Source organism: Shimazuella kribbensis DSM 45090, from assembly GCF_000428065.1.
Classification (GTDB): domain Bacteria; phylum Bacillota; class Bacilli; order Thermoactinomycetales; family Thermoactinomycetaceae; genus Shimazuella; species Shimazuella kribbensis.
Genome location: NZ_ATZF01000020.1, coordinates 24,771 through 41,209, shown reverse-complemented (window position 1 = coordinate 41,209; position 16,439 = coordinate 24,771). Strand labels below are relative to the sequence as shown.

Below are 16,439 nucleotides of genomic sequence, written 5' to 3'. Positions count from 1 at the left end.
CTCACTCCATTTCTGCTTTGTGCAACTCCCAAGTTCAGGGCTGTCTCATCAGCCCGTCCCATGCAGTTAGAAGTGTACCCACATGGGCGGAACGCCTGTTACCAGCGTTCTAGTCCTCTTCCTGCCTCTAATGGTTTTACTCGGTAGGAGACCGATCCATTTGCTACCGAAACCCTATACCATTACATTTTCAAAGAACAAACCTACTAGCTGTAGGATGATCACCGATCATGTGTTCTAATATACAAAATATTCGTTTCTCTTGCAACCCCTTTTTTGGGGTTTGGAGCAACGCCGACTGAAAGCCCACGATTCAAACCGTGGGCTTTCAGTCGGCAAAAATCTGTAAATGGATTTTCACTTACCCATTCCTATTGCTTTTAATAGAGTTGCAATTTGAGTGGATTGGTCTTGTAAAAACGCTGTAAACTGATCAGCATCCTTATAATCGCTTTCCCATCCTTTGGCTTCCAATTCCTCTTTCCATTTTGGATTTTCAGAGAGGGCTTTTAATTTTTCATTCCAATATTTTTTTGCGTTAGGATCCATCTCTTTGGGTCCAAATACGCCTCGCCAAATGGTAAATTCGCCTTTCTCCATTCCTAGCTCTTTTAGAGTCGGAACGTCTTTTAAGATACCTTTTAGCCGCTCGGGCGCGGTGACTGCCAGTACTCTAACCTTCCCTGATTTTAGATATTCACTAACAGCAGAAGCATCAGTAGCAATGATATCTGCATTTCCTCCTAATAAAGCAGTAATCGCCTCTCCTCCACCATCATAAGAAACATATTTTACTACTTTGGGATTGATTCCAGACAAGAATGATGGTAAAACAGCGATGAGATGATCCATTGAGCCGGGAGCTGAACCACCAGCAAAAGTGTATTTCTTCGGATTCTTTTTAAGTTCTTGAATGACACCTGACAGATCCTTTATAGGGGAATTAGCAGTTACCACCAATGCACCATAGTCTTTTGTCAATTGAGCAAGAGGTGTCGTGTCTTGGTATCCGAAAGGACTGTTTCCTTCTTTCTTCAAATGGTTAATAAGGATTGGCGGAGAATTAACAAATAGTTTATAACTGTCCTTCTTAAATTGTGTCGCATACTCAGCCATAAAAACGGCTCCACCACCACCAGGTTTATTTTCTACCGTAATGGTTTGGTTGACCAGTTTGCTATTTTGTAAAACTTTACTGATTGATCTTGCGGTTTGATCCCATCCACCACCTGCACCCGAAGGAGCAACTAACGTTATTGGCTTTTGTGGATAATCTCCAGAACCACTGCCAAAATCAGCTTTGGTAGAACAAGCAGCAGAAGTAAGACCTATAAGACCGATTAGAGTAAGGAGAATCCCTTTTTTCATCATTTATCCCCCTATATTTTGATAACGCTTTCATATAGGCATCATAATATGGGTTTCTTAGAATGAATAGTTTATGTCTATTGATCATTATTAAAAAGGTAATATTTATTTTGTACATTTTGTTCACGAAATCCAGAGAAATTTCCGTTCAGGGCGCCCGATGGTACCGTAACGCTGATCTGTTTGCAATTTTTGAATCGACACAAGGTACTCTAGATAACGACGAGCTGTTGTACGACTCACACCTAACTGTGTCCCCACTTGTTCTGCCGTTAGCCCCTTCTTACTATTTTGTTTCATCGTCTGTAAAACTTTATTCAGTGTGATTCGATCAATTCCCTTTGGAAGTAATGGTACAAAATCAGAAGGTGCAGAGTGAGAAAATATAAGTGTATCCAATTGACTTTGATCCATTCTTTTCGATTGGGATATGGTTTTTCGGTATTTTCTATAATTTTCCAGACTCTGTGTAAATCTTTCAAACATCACAGGTTTAACCAAGTAATCAAAAATCCCTCCGCGCAATGCTTCCTGTATGGTATCCATTTCACCTGCAGCAGTAATCATAATAATATCTGTATCTTGTAATTCTGTACGAATCTTCCATATCAATTCCGTTCCTTTAAAATCGGGGAGAAAAACGTCTAACAACACTAGGTGTGGCTGCATAATTTCAAGTTTTTCCAATCCTTCTTGGCCATTTTTTGCCATGCCGATTAACTGATAACCTTCCGTTTTTTCAAGGAAGCGGCGATTGATTTCAGCAACACGTGGATCATCTTCAATAATTAGTACTTCAATCATTTAATCCTCTCCAATCGTTTTGGGAAGTGTAACAATAAAACAAGCTCCACCCCAGCGACTTGTTTGTAAATCAATCATACCCCGATGTTCTTGTAACAACTGTACAACATTACTTAATCCATATCCACGAGTGGAATGCACTTGATTTTTTTCCTTCGTTGAATAGCCAGTCTGATAAATTTTATGTCGCTCTTGTGTGGAAATCCCTTTTCCATTATCTGAAACCATAAATGTAAATAATTGATCGCTTTCATCTGATATATATAGCTCCACTTGAGGTGCTGGTATGCTTTGATCTTGAACACTTTCTATTGCATTATTAATTAAATTTCCTAATATTGTAACTAATACCGAAGGGGGGATATTGTATGAAACATGGGTGAATTGACTCTTCTTATCTATCGAAAAGTGAACTTTCATCTCACGAGCACGATTATAAAAACCAATCAAAATTGCTTCTAGCCAAGGATCTCGAAAACGATCATTCAACCAATGTATATCATCTTGTTGGATTTCACTTTCCTGTTGAATAAGCTGTAATGCTTCTTTATAAGACTCTAATTGAATCAAACCAGAAATCGTGTAAAGTGTATTTTTATATTCATGAGTTTGAGCTCGTACTGCTTCTACATACTCCTTAACCTGAGACAGTTGGTAGTTGAGCTGATCCATATCTGCTTTCAATCGAAAACTAGTGACCACTCCACGCAACTGATCTTTTTCAAAAATGGGAAGTCGATTTACAATTACTTTTTTTCCTTTTATTGTTACTTCTCGATCTAATTCTGGTTTTCCATGTTTTAGTACTTCCAACATTCTTGTATTTGGTAATAAGGACTGAATTGGTTCTCCTAACACTTTTGCCTCTGATTTTTCTTCAAAAATCTCTAATGCTATTTGGTTAATCATCGAGATTTTACCCTCGGCATTAATAGCAATAATTCCTTCTCTTACTGATTCAAGAACTGCATTTCGTTCCCTTAATAGAGTAGAGATCTCACTGGGTTCTAAACCAAAAATAAGCATTTTAATATATTTAGCGATGAAAAAAGAACCAAGCGTGCCTATCAAAAAAAACAATAAAAGGATAAATATAATATCACGAAAATTGGTTTCGATAAGCTGGTTAATATCTCGAGTCAGGAAACCGACGGAAACAACACCAATCACATCGCCTTGACTGTTCCGTATTGGAACCTTTCCTCTTAACGACGAACCAAGACTTCCAACTGCTTTAGAAATATAAGATTTCCCTTGTTTTAAAGCTGGTGCATTATCTCCCCCTACCATTTGTTTACCAATCCGATTAGCGTACGGATGAGAATATCGGATTCCTTGTTTGTTTCCAACTACGATATATTCAGCACCTGTTTTTTTACGAATTTGTACCGTAATGGGTTGAATGATTTTTGCGGGTTCTTTCTTGGTAAATGCCTCTTTGATCTCTGGGATTTCAGCTACTGTGTGTGCTACCGAAAGAGCTCGTTCTCCTATCTGCTCCTCGATATTTTCTACAAGATTTGAATAATGATAAGCTCCAAAAACAATCATCATAAATAATATTAAAAGACTTGTCCATGCAACCATTTTACTTTCTAGCTTCCAAACTCTCTTTTTCATCCTTACACCAACCTAACCTATGTAGGATAGTCTAAACAAAACAAATGATACTGGAATTGAATTATATAATTTCCTCTATCTTACATGATAATCGTTTAATACAGTTCGTGGAGAAAATGAACAAAATAGAGCTATTGTATTTTATTCCATTTAGTTACTATAACTAGTCGAATACAAAACAAATAGGTATGATGATAAAACCAAATGAAAGCGTTAACATTTGTTTGTATCCATATTCTATTTAAACAAAACAAGTGGGAAGTAGGTGAACTATGAATCGATCTTTTGACCGCTGGGCGAGTATTTTGTTTGTACTAGTTGGTGTTTTCTTTATCTTTGCGAGTAGGAATCTTTCAGAAACCGCTTATGGGAGCGGTGTGGGGCCTAACATTTTTCCATTTGGACTTGGCGTTCTTTTAGTTATATTTAGCGTCCGTCTCTTTTACGAAACTTTTCAATATAAGGATGATACCACTCAAGGAATAAAACTTGATTGGAAGAACTTTTCCATTATTCTCATAATCACTATTTTGTATATTTGTCTCTTGGAATGGTTTGGTTATGTACTATGCACATTCTTGTTCCTAGTCATTGCCTTTCAAATCATGGAGAGAGGGAAATGGCTGTTGACCATTCTAATTGCTGGATTATTTTCAGGTGGTGTTTATTACGTATATGTCTATTTATTAAAAGGAACTCTTCCTTCTTTTCCACTATTTTGATCAGGAGGTGATCGAATGACTACACTAGAGTTTCTATATAATGGATTTTTAGTCTCCTTACAACCAGAAAATCTACTGTATGCGTTTATTGGTGTTTTAATCGGTACTGCTGTTGGTGTGTTACCAGGTATTGGGCCTATGAGCGGGGTAGCATTATTAATCCCAATCATGTCGACATTAACAAGTGGAGCTAGTCCGGAATCGGCGGCGGCCAGTTCTATCATTTTGTTAGCAGGCGTTTATTATGGAGCTATGTATGGGGGATCAACCACTTCTATTTTGTTGAACACTCCAGGCGAATCTTCATCCGTAATCACAACTTTGGATGGATACCAATTAGCCAAGCAAGGGAAAGCTGGCTCCGCTCTGTCGATCGCAGCTATTGGTTCCTTCGTTGCAGGTATTATCTCTTTAATCGCATTGGTTCTATTAGCAAAACCACTCTCCGATCTCGCAATCAAATTTGGACCTGCTGAATATTTCTCTTTAATGATCTTGGGGCTATGTGCGGTAAGTGGGTTAGCTGGAAAATCAATCACCAAAGCTCTTATGATGACTGTGTTTGGATTGTTATTAGCTACTATTGGAATTGATAGCGTATCTGGGATCGCTAGATTTACTTTTGATATGCCCATTCTATATCAAGGCTTAGAATTCTTAACAATTGCTGTTGGTTTATTTGCCCTAGGAGAAGTTTTTAAAACAATTTTAGAAAAAGAGACGAACACAGGTCATGTAGCCAAAGTAGGTAGAATTATCCCCAGTAAAAAAGACTTAAAAGATAGCTCTGCTCCAATTATCCGAAGTTCATTGCTTGGTTTTTTTATTGGTATTCTTCCAGGAGCAGGAGCTACATTAGCTTCCTTCTTTTCTTACATTATGGAAAAGAAAATTAGTAAGAACAGAGCTCAATTTGGAAAAGGCGCGATTGAAGGCGTTGCTGCACCCGAATCTGCTAACAATGCTGCATCCGGGGGAGCTATGATTCCTATGTTGACATTGGGTGTACCAGGATCTGGGACAACAGCCATTCTTATGGGAGCTCTAATCATGTATAATGTACAACCAGGTCCGCTACTCTTTAACGATCATCCACAAGTTGCTTGGGGGTTGATCGCAAGTATGTTTATTGGTAACCTGATGCTCTTAATCTTGAATATGCCCTTAGTAAAAATTTTCGCCAAAATTATTGAAACACCACCCAAGTATCTGACTCCGTTGATCATTGCCATTTCTATTTTTGGGGTATACGCAGTACAGGTGAATACATTTGATTTATTTTTGTTATTAGGATTTGGGATTGCGGGATACTTCCTAGCTAAAAATGATTTCCCACTTGCTCCGTTAGTTCTTGGACTTGTTCTTGGTCCAATGATTGAAAATAACTTTCGTCGTGCATTAACTACCTCAAATGGGGATTACGGTATTTTTCTCACTCATCCGATTTCACTTACCTTTTTGGTCATTGCAGCATTATGGTTAATCATTCCTATCCTTTTAAAGCTACGAGGAAAGAAAGTCATTGTAAACGAAGAAGGATGATATATTACGAAGTGCATAATCCAAAAGTAGAATCTTTCAAGGATATAAAAGGCAAATCGATGTTTCGTTTGATAATGAAGAGCTTTACGTAGAATGACAACTCAAAGGGTAACTAATCCCTTTGACGCTAAACTGGGCAGTAATCTTTGGTATCGAATTTACTGCCCGGTTTTCTTAAGTCCCAAGTAGGCCCAGTGGCAGGGTTGCTGCTCTAGTCCGTCAACTCTAGCTTGTGTATTTGCTGTACCAGCTTCAGCATTAGTGGCACCCCAACACGAACACGAGAAAACTTCTTGTGTTATTTTTTATTTACAAAGGGCATCATTGGGTATTGAAGCCTAGTAAATATGCAATTTTCACTAAGAAAAAACTTGGAAAAGGATCATGAAACGATGTTGTGTCATCGGTTAATATCATAAAGAATTCCAAGAGAAACCACATGACCTCTATATACTTAGAGATCATGTGGTTTCTCTTACAAGGTTCTGTTCTAGTCGGCAGGATTATTATCCATTTTTTGGTCAAATTACACTTCGTCGTTCAGTTGCTGGTTCTGAGCCTTTATATATTGAATATCTTTGATTAGCAAAGTCACATTTGAATAATGACAAAACTCCTCTATTGTTAAACATTTCTGGATTACTTTATGAATTCCTTTTGGAATTTCAGGAGGTAATTCTGATCGTTCCCAAGCCCTGTCGGTTTCATTCCATGCAGGATTAGATTGAATAAACTCTAGATATGACTGTGGTGCAAGTAAAGTATGCCAGATTGATCCAATGGAATAAATATCATGTTTATGGGTAGGATTAATTGGTGGAAAACGGTTAAGCATCTGTCGTCGAATCGAGAAGCCAGGAGTACCAATATGATTTAATACTGGTCCATCGGTTCGATAAGCATATTCTAAGTCAATCAGACTAATTTGTTTCCCATCCCATAGAATGTTATCAAGTGATAGATCTCGTAGAATAATACCTTCTTTATGTGCAACTTGGACAGCATTACAGATTTGTAGAACTAAATCAATGGAATGTAAAAGTGATATTTTTTTGCCATTGATAATAATATCTTTTAAACTTTTTCCCCTGTTCTCCTCAATAAAATAGTAATAATCTCCACAAATAAACTCATCCAAAACCTTTGGATACGCTGAATGAACTGGAGCAAGTTCCCGTAACAATTGGGCTTCCCATTTTAGTCGAGAAATCGAGTCAACCCCTGTTATTTCCATATTTCCATACAATACAGCTTCCTTCATAACACGAGAAACTGGAGGAAGAGAAGAAAAATCAAGGATAGAATAAACTGATCCCTTCCCACCCTTTTTTAGTACTTGTGTAATTAGATACTTAGCAGGAAGTGGAAAAGTAGTTTCAGGCAATTGCAAGTCTGAAATCGGATCTTCGATCCAACTGGGAATAGCGTATTTTTTCAGTCTCCGATCTTCTACCTTTTCACCACTAGGAGTAACTAGATACGCTGTGGGCTCCTGTTTATCTCTAGAAATAAAAGAACCATATCGATAATATAAGATATCCCCCAATCGATAATCCGAGGGGACTTCTGGTCCGAACTCACCTCGTGTTAATACTTTTAGATCGTCTACCAATTTAACTAATTCAGTTCCATCTCTAGGATAGACAGTGATAAACTTTCCAATTTGCGAATATCCGTATAGACCCTTATTGAAGTTTGAGAGGGTAATTAAGTCCTTGATAATCTTGAAGCTGATTTCTTGACTTATGAAGTAAGGTACTACTTTCTCAGCTACAGATAGAGCATTCGCAATGGTAGCAGAGATGTGGAGTTTAAAGCCTTGTGGAGGCATTGAAGATGAAGATGAGTAGTCGGGATAAGTAAAGTATGGGTTTCCTTCCATTTTTAATCCCCAAGAGTGAATAGCTGCAATAAAGTGACCGTTTTTCTCTTCATATAAGCTTTTAATAGTTAAATCCCCCTTTAAAAATAGGAAATTTATAAGATCTAGCACACACATACAGACCATGAGCCTATAACATTGCTAATGTTCCAAGCTGAGGTATATTTTTTACGAATATTCTAGATAGTTCTGAAACCGTTAGACGCTGTCCTTTATGAACTGTATAAGCCGCAACAATAAATTGGTAGTGATGAACCCAGTCACTTGACTTCAGATTTCCCTCTCGTTCATCTAGAAATGAATACTGATCTAGCAAATTATCCAGTTGCTGGTTCACTGGCACTACTTTATTCGTGTTGAGAACCCCCCTATATAAACTGATACCCCCAAACCCATAGGTTTGAGGGATATCACGCACTAATCTCTCTGTTCTTGAATTAATTGGTGCATGAGTTGCTATAGCAGGACCCTGATTCCCCAGCCCGTACATTCTTGTAGGAAACACCGAGTAGTTGCAGGGCTTTGGTGTCACGAGCAACTAATGCTTCGTATTCATTAGATTCTAACTTATACTCTTTCAAAGCCATTGCTGGGGACTCAAGATAAGAAGCAGCGAAACTCAGGTCAGTTTTTAAACGATTCATAACTTGTTCTAATTCAGGGGACATAAGGAATTCCTCCTTTTATTTGTCTTCTAGTTCATTCTATCAAAATAGAAATAAATTATTCAACAATTAATAATATTTAGCATTTTTATCCAACGACTCTAAAAAGACGTCCTAAGTCAATAGATGATGAAAAATAATTTGTAAACAAGAAGGCCCAGTGACAGGATCCCTACCATAGACCGCAAAGTAGTATTGCCAGTAACACTATTCCGATTTTATTCAACATTTCATCTGTGGTCTACTAGAAAGAGTCTTTCCATTTCTTTTCAACTCCTGTTCGTTTACGTTGTTCTTGATACTTATAGTAAGTTATGATAGTGACAAATCATGTCGCTATGAAAAAGGGAAATCGGAAATGTCCAATAAATCACATCGATTAATTGAATTGATGATGACAGTTAACCGAAAGCGTAAGTTCACAGTTAAGGAGCTAGCAAACGATTTTAATGTATCACCAAGGACTATTCTCAGAGATTTACAGGAGTTAAGTGGGTTAGGTGTTCCACTTTATTCTGAAGTGGGGCCTCATGGTGGGTATCAAGTATTAAATGAACGAGTTTTGCCTCCAATCGCTTTTACGGAAGAAGAAGCTGTTGCTATTTTTTTTGCCAGTCATGCTTTGCGGCATTACTCATCCTTACCATTTGAAACGGAGACTTCTGCTGCTTTAAAAAAATTTTATTTTTATATGCCTGGGGATGTAAGAGATCGCATTGATCAAATGAAGAATCGCTTTGATTTTGTCATTCCAGTAAGGCAAGTTAAATCACCCTATCTTGGAATTTTACTGGATGCAGCAGTTCAGCAAAAAGTAGTTTGTTTTGAATATGAATCAAAGTCTGGGAAATTATCTCGAGAGATTCAGCCAATAGGAATATATGCAAGTAGCGGATTGTGGTATTGTCCAGCTTATTGTTTTATGCGTAAAGACTATCGCTTGTTCCGCTGTGACAAGATTTCTTCGGAGATTCGACTCTCTACTACTGATCCCATAGATCTACGTGATATTCATCTAGGAAACCGAATAGCTATTACCAAAGAAAAGAAAACTCCATTACGTTTGTATGTGGAGTTAAATCGCGAAGGTGTGCAAAAATGTGAAACCGAATTGGGGCGTCATATTAATGTGAATATACGCGAAGACGGTTCAGGTTGGTTAGAAAATCAAATCGATCCACAAAGTATCCCATTTTTTGCAAAATTTTTTATTGGATTGGGAAAGGATGCAATGGTAAAAAAACCTTCTATTTTGATTGATAAGATCAAAGAGATGCTGATAGAGATGATGCAACAATACAAATAAAACAGCTATCTTATGTCGATATCTGTTTTATTTGTATTGGCTGAGCAAACGTTATGGTTTTATTTTTGTAGATAAAGACGATAATGGAAGCGGTACATTGGCTAGAAAAAGAAAGCTAGTTTCAATTGGTATAAAAATGTTGTTGCATCTAATGATCAAGAACTGTAATACTTAATATGATGGACAAAAATTATATAGTTCTAATATCTTTTTGATATCAGGGAAGGATAAGGTTGTAGAAGCTACTTGCTGAAATATAGTCTCTAAAATAACCTTATCTATCCTGCTATTTCTTTCACTCAATAAGGATTGTACATAAAACATATCAAGCGTCGAGACGGAGAGAAAAACAGAGAACTTTATTTTTTTTGTTTTTAAAAATTTTTATTTCTTTTAAGAATATTAGGGGGATGTATATGAAAGAGAAAACATTTACGATTACCGAAGAAGCTGGGATTCATGCTCGTCCAGCTAGTCTACTCGTTAGCAATGCTGGCAAATTTAGTTCGGAAATTAATATAGAATACAAAGAAAAAAAAGCTAATTTGAAATCTATTATGGGTGTAATGGCTTTGGGTATTAAAAAAGGGGAAACGATCAAGATTACAGCCGAAGGATCTGACGAAGAGGATGCAATCATCAAATTAGAAGAATTATTAAAAAGCTCAAACATGGCCAATTAACAAAACGAAAAACGCTATTTTCCCTTTTATCAGCTGGGAATAGCGTTTTTTACATAAAGAAAACCGCTTCGAAGTGGTTTGATTTTTATTTTCTTAGAGCGATCGTCATAGTTGTGGACATACTTTAAAAGAAAATAATTTTGTTATATAAGCAGGTTTTTCATTACTATCGCCGAATTAACTACTATCTATTTGAAAGGATGGAATGATATGACTAAAACACTTTTATCTGTAAATGGAATGTCGTGTAACCATTGTGTGCATGCGATTGAGCAAGCTGTAGGTGAAATAGATGGAACCAAAGAGATCAAGGTTGAGTTAGCAAAAAAAGAAGTATCTGTTACATTTGATGATCAAAAAGTGAATCTGGATCAAATAGTAGATGCAATACAGGAAGAAGGTTATGTAGTAGAAGAGAGGAAATTAGTTGGTGTATAGATGTATTGCTGTAAAAGGTGAAGTGGGCTTCCTATTGGTCAGCCCATTTTATTTGCGTAAAAATAAATATGATAGAAACGATTTCGTTTTTACTTCAAGTTGGGCTAATTCTCTTTCTTCTTGTTCAATAACTTGGTCTAACCAATCAATATCATTTTTTATTCGTGTTCGTAAGCCATCCCGTTTGATTACAAATTCTTCCGTTGTCCACTTCTCATAATTTTTACGATCGCTCACGGCTAGTACCAACCCTCTTTTTCTGCTTGGTCGGTGGTTTCCTTTAGATCCTCGATGTCCCGAAGAATTTTTTCTTGGAGTTCTTCTTTTCTCTCTTGTCCACTTTTAAAATCTTCTTCCATTAAGCATCCCCCACCCCCGCTATGATTTCAATTTCATGATAAACCATATATTACCCATCTGCAATATTCACATTTTTACAAATTTAGTAAAGAAAACTCACAGATTGACTCTCCTATAAGTCACTTACAAAGGCTTAATTGTACTTGTGTACCTCAGACAAGGGCACAAGTCACGCTAAGTCGCTTATGTTCCTAGTCTCGCTTTGTACATAATATGAATTTTTTGCTTTTTTTTACCAAAAAAAGCTAGCCGATTGGCTAGCTATAATTGTATGTTTTATGAAATTTTTGTCGTTACAAAGAAGATGAGAATGAGCATAACGAGAACAGATAAGTTGAGAATCATGATGTATTTTTTTACGATCGATGCTGAAGTGCTGATTGATGCTGATTCTTTCACTGATTTTAGAAGTTTTTTTCCGTAGAGGGTAATAATCAAGATGAAAGCAACGATAAATACAGAGCCAAGGCGTTCTTTTACCAATAACCAAAGAGGTTTGTTTTCATCATAGGACATTAACATATACATTCCAGTGATGAGAACAAGGATGGAAGTAGGGATCATCATGGTAAGATTCCAGCGGTGAGCTGTTGCAAGGGAATTGGTGATCGTCAATTCATCATTGGAACGAGTTGAATTTCTTAGATACATTGCCATTAATGTTGTAGCTCCAAACCAAGTTGCGACACAGAGTACATGAATAAATAAACTAATTTTAATATCCCACATTTTTATAAATCTCCTTTGTTAACCTATGTAAATTTGTTTCGTATTTTGTCCATCATATCTTAACATGAAGCTCAACAAAGATGCCACATTTGGAGAAGGATTGCTGTGTGATGAATCCGAAGAGGGACTTTCATGCATCGGAAATATAGGATTACTTTTTTCATCAGTTAGAAATATATATAATTACCAAAAAAGGAATATTTACTTATTTTTATTTTCATTTACATCATGCATTTTAGTTACTTCATTTTTCCTTTAGCTATAGGTAATATGGGGAAGGATGGATAAAGTGGAGGGTTTTATAAATGATACAGGTTCAAAATTTAACGAAACGATATGGCAATCAAACAGTGGTGGATCATATCTCTTTTGAAGTAAGAGAGGGAGAGATTTTTGGCATGCTTGGTCCAAATGGTGCTGGTAAGACGACAACGATGGAAATGATGGAAGGATTACGAGACTCAGATGAAGGGAAGATCAAGATAGCTGGTGTGGATGCAAAAAAGCAAAAGAAAAAATTAAAACAGCAAATCGGAATGCAACTACAATCTACTTCTCTTTTTGATTATTTGACGGTTCGAGAAAGTATCGAATTGTATGCAAGTTTTTATCCTCATTCACAAACCGTAGAGGAGCTCCTTGTTGCGTTTGATTTAGTAGAGAAGGAAAAGACATGGGTAAAACACTTGTCAGGGGGACAAAGGCAACGTCTGGCTATTGCGATTGCAGTTGTGCATGATCCTAAGGTTATTTTTTTGGATGAGCCAACAACAGGACTAGACCCGGCAGCTCGCCGAAGTTTATGGGATATTGTTTTGAAGTTAAGAGAGGAAGGTAGAACGATTTTTCTCTCTACTCACTATATGGAAGAGGCTGAAATTTTGTGTGATCGAATTGCGATCATGGATCATGGAAAAATATTAGCTTTGGATACACCGAGAGAGCTTATACGACAATTAGCAACAACTTCACGAGTAGAGTTTCCATTAATAGATAGAGCATATGACGAAAAATTTTCTACTCTAGCAGGTGTAAAAAAGGTTGTCAGATTAGAAAAAAATTTGATCCAACTACATACAGATCAATTAGCAGAGACACTTCAAGATCTGATTCCTTTAGCAAATTCATATCAGTTTCCTCTTGATGGAATTTCAACAAGGACAGCGACACTTGAAGATGTGTTTCTAGAGCATACAGGAAAGAGGTTGAGCCAGTGATGAAAGCCTATTTGCAGCTAGTAAAAGCTCAACTACTCTTGTTTGCAAGAAATAAAAACAGTTTTATTTGGTCTCTGTTATTACCTGTTTTTATGATGATTGCATTGGGGACATTGTTGGGCGGCGATAACGAACAATTTGCATTAGAAGTTAGTATTATAGATCGAGATAACTCTGTTTCTTCGAAAGAATTGGTACAAGCATTAAAAAAAGCACCAGGAGTCACGACAGTGGACCAATCAGAAAAAAATGCATTAGCAAGTTTAAAAAAGAATGAATTACAAATGGTAATTGTAGTCCCCAGAGGTTTTGGTACTGCAATGGCAAGTAAGACAGAAAAAGCAGTTGTAACAGTTTATCAAGATCAAGGTAATCTATCTACCAGTAAGATCGGAACAGCAATTGTGGCAGGTACGATTGATGAAATCAATAAAAAGATAGTGAATTTCCAACCGAGAATTGACATAAAGGAAAAAGGTATTTCTACCCACCAGTTAAAATATATGGATTTCTTGGTTCCTGGTATTTTAGCTTTATTGATTATGAGTAACAATTTAAATGGAGTCGCCGCTCAGATAGCCTCTTGGAGGGAACGATCTATCTTGAGAAGGATGCAGGGTACCCCCTTATCAAGTGGGACGTTTATCGCTGGTCAGATGACAGCACGAATTTTAATTAATGTGGTTCAAGCATTTGTTGTCATTTTGATTGCTCATTTTATATTTGGGGTAAATGTATATGGTAGCTGGGGCACATTACTATTTTTTGTGTTGCTTGGAACACTCACCTTTATGTCCATTGGATTTATTGTGGCTAGTTTGGCAAAAACTCCAGAAAGCGCGTCACCAATAGCAGGGCTGATTTCTTTTCCCATGATGTTTATCGGAGGCATTTTCTTTCCAGTACGACAGCTCCCTGATTTTTTGCAGATCGTGGTCCAAGCTATACCAATTGGACATTTAACGACTGCTCTTCGTGGAGTTATGAATAATGGAGCTACCTTTGCAACCCTCCAAGTACCATTATGGATTCTCTTAACATGGTTCATCGTATCATTCACAGTAGCAGCACTTACCTTTCGATGGGATGTGAAGTGATGATTATTGGAATAGGTACAGATATAGTGGAATTATCTCGGATGGAGCAAGTGGGATTGGGCCGATTGATAAAAAAAATACTGACAGAGGAAGAACAGGCTATCATTCCGGTGAAAGAAAAGCGAAAAAAGGAGTTTGTCGCAGGTAGATTTGCTGCTAAAGAGGCGATTTCCAAGGCATTAGGAACAGGTATAGGTGCCAAATTTGCATTTCATGATGTGGAGATTCTGCGTGATGAATTGGGGGCGCCCAAGGCAAATTGGAAGGACAGCGAAAATAAACCTACCATACATTTGTCTATTTCCCATAGTGAACAATATGCTGTGGCGATGGTAGTTTTGGAGAGAAATTAAAACATAGGAACACGTTTATTTACAAAACGACAGACTGCTTCTTTTGAGTTCCATGTGGATCTCGAAAGAAGCAGTCTTCATGCTGGATCAGAAAGTAATCTGAATTCCAGCAATCGTCACAAGGAATCAGGTGGATTCGGGGGCGATGAAAGTCCTGATCAGCTTCCAGCCGTCGTAAACCTTGACCGCCCTACCTCCTGGAATCGATCGGATGACGAGTCTGACCTGATTCCATGGGATGAAGCCTGTAGTCCCCAGATAGAGAATCGTCTTGCGCTTACGAGGCCGCAAAAGGCGGCAGTCTGCAATTTTCCTCCTTCGTGTTCGTCGGAGGATCGTCTCTCCATATAGCTCCACCTTGAAACTGTACTTTCCATCGGGATACAGGAAGATCCCAGAGGGAGAAGGATCAACTTTCCATCTCACGTCTAACCCTTTCCTCGAAACAGTGACACTTGCATCAAGTTTATTTTAAATAAACCAGAATGAAAAGTCCCATTTGTAGGTGAATTCAAAGAAAGGGAGCACAAACACTTCTAATCTACTGATACAAGCATAAACATGTACCAAATAGCGGATAGACAAGGGTTTTATTTCCTGGGAAATGGTTAGGGGGAGAGGAATTGCAAATCAAATGGGCTAGTGTGCTTTGTTTGTTCATATTACTCACTGCTTGTGGACCAAAAGATTCAAAAGATGTCATTGATGATTTAACAGATCGTTCTCAGCATTTGGAGTCCTATTCTAGTCACGGCACAATGACGATAAACAACGGGCAAGAGCCACAATCGATTGATATCGAAGTCTGGTATCAAAAACCAAATCTTTATCGTGTCGCACTTACCAATACCAAAAAAAATATTACGCAAATCTTATTAAAAAACAAAAATGGGGTTTATGTACTAACACCGCATCTGAAAAAAAGTTTTCGATTTCAAAGTGATTGGCCACTTAACAGTGGGCAGGTTTATTTGTATCAATCCATATTACAAAATGTAATAACGGATCCAAAAAGACATTTTCAAGCAGAGAAGAATGATTATCGTTTTGAAGTAGCAACCAATAATGATTATCACCGTACATGGGTAAAACAACAAATTTGGTTAGATCAAGATTATTTGCCAAAGCGGGTTCACATCTTGGATGAGAACAATAGAGTGATGGTGCAAGTGAAATACGATCAATTTAAATTAAATACAACTTTTGACAAAGATGCATTTGAAATGGAACGAAACCTGCGTGGGATGCCAGAAAACACCAAGCAAACTTTGGCCGATTCTCCTAAAACATTATCAGCCGTTACACCTGGATATTTACCAAAAGGAAGTAGGTTGGTAGATGAAGAGACGATCCAAGGTTTAAAAGGTCCTGTTGTTGTAATGCGATTTATGGGTAAACAGCCTTTTACCTTGACACAAAGACATGCAAAAAGTAGAGAGGTTAGCACTTCTTTAAAAGGTGATCCTATTGATTTACATGAGGCAGCAGCTGTATGGATGGAAATTGCCGATCAACAACATCTGTCTTGGACAGTAGATGGGAAAGATTTTGAATTGGTAGGAAAACTTCCAATTGACGAAATGCAAAATATTGCTAATTCGATATTAAATCAAACCGAAAAATAATATTTGTTTTATAGCATAGCCATTTTTG

17 protein-coding genes and 1 pseudogene are annotated in these 16,439 nt (G+C 37.4%); 10 read left to right on the top strand and 8 right to left on the bottom strand.

All coding sequences use genetic code 11. The features are described 5' to 3' along the window. Positions 1-357: 357 nt before the first annotated feature. The 3 genes from A3GQ_RS0119360 to A3GQ_RS0119350 all read right to left on the bottom strand — a co-directional run bounded on the left by A3GQ_RS0119360 (position 358) and on the right by A3GQ_RS0119350 (position 3,792). Positions 358-1,371, bottom strand: a complete 1,014-nt coding sequence (locus A3GQ_RS0119360; RefSeq protein WP_028778468.1) for a tripartite tricarboxylate transporter substrate binding protein — start codon at positions 1,369-1,371, stop codon at positions 358-360. A gap of 120 nt (positions 1,372-1,491) precedes the next feature. Continuing rightward, positions 1,492-2,172 (bottom strand): response regulator, encoded by a 681-nt coding sequence (locus A3GQ_RS0119355; protein ID WP_028778467.1) that lies wholly within the window; start codon positions 2,170-2,172, stop codon positions 1,492-1,494. After that, positions 2,173-3,792 (bottom strand): ATP-binding protein, encoded by a 1,620-nt coding sequence (locus tag A3GQ_RS0119350; RefSeq protein WP_028778466.1) that lies wholly within the window; start codon positions 3,790-3,792, stop codon positions 2,173-2,175. 272 nt (positions 3,793-4,064) lie between these two features. Here A3GQ_RS0119350 and A3GQ_RS0119345 point away from each other — a divergent pair, with 272 nt between their 5' ends. Together A3GQ_RS0119345 and A3GQ_RS0119340 are read left to right on the top strand one after the other, a co-directional pair. Beyond that, positions 4,065-4,514, top strand: coding sequence for a tripartite tricarboxylate transporter TctB family protein (locus tag A3GQ_RS0119345; RefSeq protein ID WP_028778465.1), 450 nt, complete (start codon positions 4,065-4,067; stop codon positions 4,512-4,514). A gap of 15 nt (positions 4,515-4,529) precedes the next feature. Next, positions 4,530-6,056, top strand: a complete 1,527-nt coding sequence (locus A3GQ_RS0119340; RefSeq protein ID WP_028778464.1) for a tripartite tricarboxylate transporter permease — start codon at positions 4,530-4,532, stop codon at positions 6,054-6,056. Positions 6,057-6,582: 526 nt separating this feature from the next. Here the strand turns inward: A3GQ_RS0119340 and A3GQ_RS0119335 are convergent. The 3 genes from A3GQ_RS0119335 to A3GQ_RS0119325 all read right to left on the bottom strand — a co-directional run bounded on the left by A3GQ_RS0119335 (position 6,583) and on the right by A3GQ_RS0119325 (position 8,606). Beyond that, on the bottom strand, positions 6,583-7,938 hold the full coding sequence (locus tag A3GQ_RS0119335) for a class III lanthionine synthetase LanKC N-terminal domain-containing protein (RefSeq protein ID WP_028778463.1): 1,356 nt from the start codon (positions 7,936-7,938) through the stop codon (positions 6,583-6,585). Positions 7,939-8,068: 130 nt separating this feature from the next. After that, on the bottom strand, positions 8,069-8,275 hold the full coding sequence (locus A3GQ_RS25010; protein ID WP_028778462.1) for a hypothetical protein: 207 nt from the start codon (positions 8,273-8,275) through the stop codon (positions 8,069-8,071). Positions 8,276-8,375: 100 nt separating this feature from the next. Next, the gene (locus tag A3GQ_RS0119325; RefSeq protein ID WP_028778461.1) at positions 8,376-8,606 is read right to left on the bottom strand and encodes a hypothetical protein; all 231 of its coding nucleotides are present in this window, start codon (positions 8,604-8,606) and stop codon (positions 8,376-8,378) included. Between the two features lie 355 nt (positions 8,607-8,961). On the opposite strand from A3GQ_RS0119325, the gene A3GQ_RS0119320 reads away from it, so the two are divergent. The 4 genes and pseudogenes from A3GQ_RS0119320 to A3GQ_RS0119310 all read left to right on the top strand — a co-directional run bounded on the left by A3GQ_RS0119320 (position 8,962) and on the right by A3GQ_RS0119310 (position 11,030). Then, positions 8,962-9,909 (top strand): helix-turn-helix transcriptional regulator, encoded by a 948-nt coding sequence (locus A3GQ_RS0119320; RefSeq protein WP_028778460.1) that lies wholly within the window; start codon positions 8,962-8,964, stop codon positions 9,907-9,909. Positions 9,910-9,949: 40 nt separating this feature from the next. Next, a pseudogene (locus tag A3GQ_RS28090) lies at positions 9,950-10,077 on the top strand (family 1 glycosylhydrolase); the annotation flags it as partial. A 248-nt stretch (positions 10,078-10,325) separates the two neighbouring features. After that, positions 10,326-10,592, top strand: coding sequence for a phosphocarrier protein HPr (locus tag A3GQ_RS0119315; RefSeq protein ID WP_028778459.1), 267 nt, complete (start codon positions 10,326-10,328; stop codon positions 10,590-10,592). Between the two features lie 210 nt (positions 10,593-10,802). Continuing rightward, positions 10,803-11,030, top strand: a complete 228-nt coding sequence (locus A3GQ_RS0119310) for a copper ion binding protein (RefSeq protein WP_028778458.1) — start codon at positions 10,803-10,805, stop codon at positions 11,028-11,030. 48 nt (positions 11,031-11,078) lie between these two features. Here the strand turns inward: A3GQ_RS0119310 and A3GQ_RS0119305 are convergent, their stop codons facing one another. Both A3GQ_RS0119305 and A3GQ_RS0119295 read right to left on the bottom strand, forming a co-directional pair. Then, positions 11,079-11,267 (bottom strand): hypothetical protein, encoded by a 189-nt coding sequence (locus A3GQ_RS0119305; protein ID WP_028778457.1) that lies wholly within the window; start codon positions 11,265-11,267, stop codon positions 11,079-11,081. Positions 11,268-11,666: 399 nt separating this feature from the next. Continuing rightward, complete coding sequence (locus A3GQ_RS0119295; RefSeq protein WP_028778456.1) at positions 11,667-12,119, bottom strand: DUF2269 family protein; 453 nt, start codon at positions 12,117-12,119, stop codon at positions 11,667-11,669. A gap of 305 nt (positions 12,120-12,424) precedes the next feature. Between A3GQ_RS0119295 and A3GQ_RS0119290 the strand changes: the two genes are divergently transcribed. The 4 genes from A3GQ_RS0119290 to A3GQ_RS0119275 all read left to right on the top strand — a co-directional run bounded on the left by A3GQ_RS0119290 (position 12,425) and on the right by A3GQ_RS0119275 (position 16,411). Next, complete coding sequence (locus tag A3GQ_RS0119290; protein WP_028778455.1) at positions 12,425-13,336, top strand: ABC transporter ATP-binding protein; 912 nt, start codon at positions 12,425-12,427, stop codon at positions 13,334-13,336. Continuing rightward, positions 13,336-14,433 (top strand): ABC transporter permease, encoded by a 1,098-nt coding sequence (locus tag A3GQ_RS0119285; RefSeq protein WP_028778454.1) that lies wholly within the window; start codon positions 13,336-13,338, stop codon positions 14,431-14,433. Before A3GQ_RS0119290 ends, A3GQ_RS0119285 begins: the two co-directional genes overlap by 1 nt. After that, positions 14,433-14,786, top strand: coding sequence for a holo-ACP synthase (gene acpS, locus A3GQ_RS0119280; protein ID WP_028778453.1), 354 nt, complete (start codon positions 14,433-14,435; stop codon positions 14,784-14,786). The genes A3GQ_RS0119285 and acpS overlap by 1 nt, the downstream gene beginning before the upstream one ends. Before the next feature lie 623 nt (positions 14,787-15,409). Further along, complete coding sequence (locus A3GQ_RS0119275; protein WP_028778452.1) at positions 15,410-16,411, top strand: LolA family protein; 1,002 nt, start codon at positions 15,410-15,412, stop codon at positions 16,409-16,411. Positions 16,412-16,439 lie beyond the last annotated feature (28 nt).

What these genes read in the sequence shown, in the direction of transcription:
- A3GQ_RS0119360 (WP_028778468.1), bottom strand. Translation starts at nt 1,371, where the DNA reads ATGATGAAAAAAGGGATTCTCCTTACTCTAATCGGTCTTATAGGTCTT.
- A3GQ_RS0119295 (WP_028778456.1), bottom strand. Translation starts at nt 12,119, where the DNA reads ATGTGGGATATTAAAATTAGTTTATTTATTCATGTACTCTGTGTCGCA.
- A3GQ_RS0119320 (WP_028778460.1), top strand. Translation starts at nt 8,962, where the DNA reads ATGTCCAATAAATCACATCGATTAATTGAATTGATGATGACAGTTAAC.
- A3GQ_RS0119285 (WP_028778454.1), top strand. Translation starts at nt 13,336, where the DNA reads ATGAAAGCCTATTTGCAGCTAGTAAAAGCTCAACTACTCTTGTTTGCA.
- A3GQ_RS0119355 (WP_028778467.1), bottom strand. Translation starts at nt 2,172, where the DNA reads ATGATTGAAGTACTAATTATTGAAGATGATCCACGTGTTGCTGAAATC.
- A3GQ_RS0119335 (WP_028778463.1), bottom strand. Translation starts at nt 7,938, where the DNA reads ATGGAAGGAAACCCATACTTTACTTATCCCGACTACTCATCTTCATCT.
- A3GQ_RS0119290 (WP_028778455.1), top strand. Translation starts at nt 12,425, where the DNA reads ATGATACAGGTTCAAAATTTAACGAAACGATATGGCAATCAAACAGTG.
- A3GQ_RS0119315 (WP_028778459.1), top strand. Translation starts at nt 10,326, where the DNA reads ATGAAAGAGAAAACATTTACGATTACCGAAGAAGCTGGGATTCATGCT.
- A3GQ_RS0119340 (WP_028778464.1), top strand. Translation starts at nt 4,530, where the DNA reads ATGACTACACTAGAGTTTCTATATAATGGATTTTTAGTCTCCTTACAA.
- A3GQ_RS0119310 (WP_028778458.1), top strand. Translation starts at nt 10,803, where the DNA reads ATGACTAAAACACTTTTATCTGTAAATGGAATGTCGTGTAACCATTGT.
- A3GQ_RS0119325 (WP_028778461.1), bottom strand. Translation starts at nt 8,606, where the DNA reads ATGTCCCCTGAATTAGAACAAGTTATGAATCGTTTAAAAACTGACCTG.
- A3GQ_RS0119350 (WP_028778466.1), bottom strand. Translation starts at nt 3,792, where the DNA reads ATGAAAAAGAGAGTTTGGAAGCTAGAAAGTAAAATGGTTGCATGGACA.
- A3GQ_RS0119345 (WP_028778465.1), top strand. Translation starts at nt 4,065, where the DNA reads ATGAATCGATCTTTTGACCGCTGGGCGAGTATTTTGTTTGTACTAGTT.
- acpS (WP_028778453.1), top strand. Translation starts at nt 14,433, where the DNA reads ATGATTATTGGAATAGGTACAGATATAGTGGAATTATCTCGGATGGAG.